5 protein-coding genes are annotated in these 4,138 nt (G+C 65.5%); 2 read left to right on the top strand and 3 right to left on the bottom strand.

What is annotated here, in order from left to right; genetic code table 11:
* Positions 1-2 precede the first annotated feature (2 nt).
* Both RT567_RS05210 and RT567_RS05205 read left to right on the top strand, forming a co-directional pair.
* Positions 3-1,070 carry an amino acid ABC transporter substrate-binding protein gene (locus RT567_RS05210; protein WP_313574796.1) on the top strand — a complete coding sequence of 356 codons (1,068 nt, stop codon included), beginning with the start codon at positions 3-5 and terminating at the stop codon, positions 1,068-1,070.
* Between the two features lie 32 nt (positions 1,071-1,102).
* Entirely contained in the window at positions 1,103-2,416 is a 1,314-nt protein-coding gene (locus tag RT567_RS05205) for a dicarboxylate/amino acid:cation symporter (RefSeq protein ID WP_313574794.1), read from the top strand.
* Between the two features lie 67 nt (positions 2,417-2,483).
* Here the strand turns inward: RT567_RS05205 and RT567_RS05200 are convergent, their stop codons facing one another.
* The 3 genes from RT567_RS05200 to RT567_RS05190 all read right to left on the bottom strand — a co-directional run.
* On the bottom strand, positions 2,484-3,380 hold the full coding sequence (locus RT567_RS05200; RefSeq protein ID WP_313574792.1) for a pirin family protein: 897 nt from the start codon (positions 3,378-3,380) through the stop codon (positions 2,484-2,486).
* Positions 3,381-3,434: 54 nt separating this feature from the next.
* Positions 3,435-3,815, bottom strand: a complete 381-nt coding sequence (locus RT567_RS05195; RefSeq protein WP_313574790.1) for a DoxX family protein — start codon at positions 3,813-3,815, stop codon at positions 3,435-3,437.
* A partial coding sequence (locus RT567_RS05190; protein WP_313574789.1) for a YceI family protein occupies positions 3,812-4,138 on the bottom strand: 327 nt, incomplete at its 5' end. The genes RT567_RS05190 and RT567_RS05195, both read right to left, overlap by 4 nt.

Here is a 4,138-nt window from a genome sequence, read left to right as displayed (position 1 = left end):
CGGTGCTGGCCCTGGCGACAGGCGCCTGTCAGAGATCGACTGAACCGCAGGCGCCGGAACCGCGCGAGCCTTCACGTCAGGCGCCGGCCGTCGCAACCGAGACGCAACCCAGCCCGACGCTGGCGGCGGTGCGTCAGCGCGGACGCTTGAACTGCGGCGTGCACGAGGGCCTGGTCGGTTTCGCCTATACGGACAATCGGGGCGCCTGGCGGGGCTTTGACGTTGATTTCTGCCGCGCCACGGCCGCCGCCATCTTCGGCGACCCGGACGCCGTGCGTTTCGTGCCGTTGACGGCGGAACTGCGGTTCGACGCCTTGCGAGAGGGGCGCGTGGACGTCCTGTGGCGCAACACGTCCTGGACCATGAGCCGCGATGTCGGCGGGCAGCTCAGCTTCGCCGGGATCAACTATTACGACGGCCAGGGTTTCATGGTGCGACGCGCGCTCAATCTGAGCAGCGCGGCTGAGTTGAACGGCGCCCGCATCTGCGTCCAGTCCGGTTCGACGACCGAGCTGAACGCCGAGGACTACTTCCGCCGACGGGGCATCGAGTATCGCGCCGTCGTCGTCGCCACCGAGGGCGAGGCGCGCCAGGCCTATGCGCGCGAGGAGTGCGACGCCTTCACCGCCGACATCTCGGCTCTGGCGGCGGCGCGCACGACCCTGCCGAACCCGCAACAGCATGTCATCCTGCCGGACGTGATCTCGAAAGAGCCTCTGGGGCCGGTGGTGCGCAGCGGTGACGACCGCTGGACCGCAGTGATCCGTTGGACGCTCAACGCCCTGATTTTGGCCGAGGAATTGGGCGTGACGCGTGAGAATGCCGCAGACATGGCCAAGAATTCCGCGGACCCCAGGGTGAGGCGCCTTCTGGGTGATGAAGGTGACTTCGGACCCAGCCTCGATCTGTCGAGAACATGGGCTAAAGACGCCGTTTCTGCGGGCGGGAATTACGGAGAGATATTCAACCGGAATCTGGGCGCGCAGTCGTCTCTGGATCTTGAGCGAGGATTGAATGCTCAATGGTCATCGCGACCTAGTGGGTTGATCTATGGCCTTCCTGTCCGTTAGTCCAAAGGGGAGGGAATAGGGAAAGGGACCGGATGGAGATCACGGCCAAGCGCGGACTGCCGCTTCATGTGTTGATGCTGATCGGATTTCTGGTCGGTCTCACGGGAGGCCTCATCGTCAATCTGACCGTCGGCGGGGACGCCGGTTGGGTGCAATGGCTGACCTCCAACATCACAGGGCCGGCGGGGCAGATATTCCTGCGTCTGCTGTTCATGCTGGTTCTGCCGCTGCTGTTCTCGGCCCTGGTCATCGGGGTGGCCGAGATGGGCGACCTGAAGGCGCTGGGCCGGGCTGGGTCTAAGAGCCTGGGCTTCACTGTCTTCATTTCCGCTGTCGCCGTGCTGATCGGCATGGTGATGGTCAATGTCTTCCGGCCCGGCGACGGGGTTGATCCGGCGCTGGCGCAACAACTGCTGGACCAAGGCCGTGCGGGCGCAGCGTCCATCGTCGGCAATGCGCCCAAGTCGGTGCAGGCGGGCGACTTCTTTCTGGAGCTGATCCCGTCCAACGTCTTCACGGCGGCGGCCGAGAACCAGATCCTGCCGGTCATGGTCTTCGCCCTGTTCTTCGGCGTCGGCCTGGTCATGACCAAGAGCCCGGCCACCGACCGGCTGCAACAGACGATCGAAGGCCTGTTCGAGGTGATGATGAAGCTCATCAACCTCGTCATCCGCATCGCGCCGATCGCCATCGCCTGTTTGATGTTCAACCTGGCGGCCCTATTCGGCTGGGAGTTGCTGATCCGCCTGGGCGCCTTCGTCGCCGTGGCTGTGGGGGCCATGGCGATCCATATGTTCGTGGTCTACCCGCTGATGATCTGGCTGTTCGGCGGCATGTCGCCGTTGAAGTTCTTCCGCGACATCCGCGAGGCCATGGTGGTGTCCTTCTCTACCGCCTCGTCGAACGCCAGCCTGCCGGTGTCGCTGCGCGTGGCCGAACAGGAACTGGGTCTGCCGCGCAAGATCGCCCGCTTTGTCCTGACCGTCGGCGCCACCGCCAATCAGAACGGCACCGCCCTGTTCGAAGGTGTGACGGTGCTGTTCCTGGCCCAGTTCTTCGGCGTGGACCTGACTCTGGGTCAGCAGGTGATCGTCATGCTGGTCTGCATCCTGGGCGGCGTCGGCACGGCGGGGGTTCCGGCCGGGTCGCTGCCGGTCATCGCCATGATCTTGGCCATGGTGGGCGTGCCGCCGGAAGGGATCGGCCTGATCCTGGGCGTCGACCGCTTCCTGGACATGTGCCGGACCTCGCTGAACGTCACCGGCGACCTGGTCGTCGCGACGGTGGTGTCGAGAGGCGAGGAGGATACGGACGCGGCCCCGCCGCCCACGCTCGCTCAGGCATAGGCAAAAGGCCGACGCAGGCGGTCCTGCGTCGGCCTTCAAGCTCAGTCGCCGGTTAGAGCGCTGTCGTTTAGGACATGGCCGGCGCGGGCGGCGTCGGATCGGGCGGCAGGGGGATGAACTCCTGATCGTCCATGTCCGGCAGCTTCATGCGTCCGGCGCGCCAGTCGGCCTTGGCCTGTTCGATGCGGTCCTTCGACGAGGAGACGAAGTTCCAGTCGATGAAGCGTTCGCCGATCGGTTCGCCGCCCAGCACCATGACGGTTGACGGTTCCAGCGCGCAGATGACCGAGGCGACGCCCTTCTCCAGCACCGCCATCTGGCCGTGGCCGAGGGGGCGGCCGTCGTCGATCTCGACCAGGCCCTGGACGACATAGATCGCGCTTTCCGAATGGTCGGTCGGGGTCTGGAAGCGCGCGCCGGGCTCCAGTTCGAGGTGCAGGTAGTGCAGGGGCGAGAAGGTGCTGACGCCGGCCTTCATGCCCATGGTCTCGCCGGCGGCCAGACGGCCCTTGACGCCGCCCTCCTGCCAGGTCGGCAGTTCGGCGGTGGTGACATGCTGGAACGAAGGGTCGATCTCTTCCTGGCCGTCCGGCAGGGCGACCCAGGCCTGAATGCCTTCCAGCATGGCACCTTCGCGGCGGGCGCGTTCAAAACGCTCGGAGTGGGTGACGCCGCTGCCAGCCGTCATCCAGTTGACCTCGGCCGGGCGGATGTCCTGCTGGACGCCCAGGCTGTCGCGGTGGGTGATCTCGCCCGAGAACAGATAGGTCAGGGTCGAGATGCCGATGTGCGGGTGCGGGCGCACGTCGACGGTCTTGGGGATGCCCGCCGGCATGTCGACAGGCCCCATGTGGTCGAAGAAGACGAAGGGCCCCACCGTGCGGCGCTTGGCGAAGGGCAGGACGCGGCCGACTTCAAAGCCGCCAAGATCCTTGCGGCGCTGTTCGATGATGAGTTCGATCATTGGGCTTTCTCCTGCTCCCGTATGGTGTTGAGTGTAACCTGCACTGTGGTGATTTCAGAGCACAAAGCGGCCTGGTCCGGCGGCCATCAGGATCAGAAAGCCGCCGATGATGCTGATGTGCTCGAAAAAGCCGTTCAGGGCTGCGGCGCGCTGATCGCCCTTCACGTTCCAGAAGTCATAGAACACCACCGCCGTGGCTAGGGTGAACAGGGCCATCAGGGCGGCGACGGGCGTGGTGAACCAGCCTGCGATCAGCAGGCCGCCGCCTACGATCTGCAAGGCGATGGTGCCCAGCAGCGCCAGATGCGCGAAGGGGATGTTCTTGGCGCGCACCTCGCCCAGCCCCTCCTGAAAGCGGATGGATTTTGTGATCCCGCTTTGCAGGAACAGCAGGACAAGAAGGATGCGGCCGATCAGCAGGTATTGGTCGGTCATGAGGCGGCTGCTTGATCGGCGACGGCTTCGAGGGTGATCTCGACCTTGATCTCGTCGCTCACCATGGGCAGGGCGACCGTCAGGCCGAAGTCCGAACGCTTCAGGACGGCCGTGGCTGCAAAGCCCACCGCAGGCGCGCCGGTCATGGGATGGGCGCCTGCGCCGTTCAGCGCGGCGTCCAGGGTCACGGGCCGGGTGACGCCGCGCACCGTCAGGTCGCCATGCACCTTGAAGGCCCGGCCCAGGCCCACGCGCTCGACCGAACGGCTTTGAAAGGTGATGTCGGGGTGGCGGGCGGCGTCGAAGAATTTGTCGGTCAGGAA

Origin of the sequence: Brevundimonas sp. (assembly GCF_032107865.1) — a bacterium.
In the GTDB taxonomy this organism is placed as follows: domain Bacteria; phylum Pseudomonadota; class Alphaproteobacteria; order Caulobacterales; family Caulobacteraceae; genus Brevundimonas.
The sequence above is the reverse complement of the archived record's forward strand: the minus strand, read 5'-3'. Positions and strand labels throughout refer to the sequence as shown.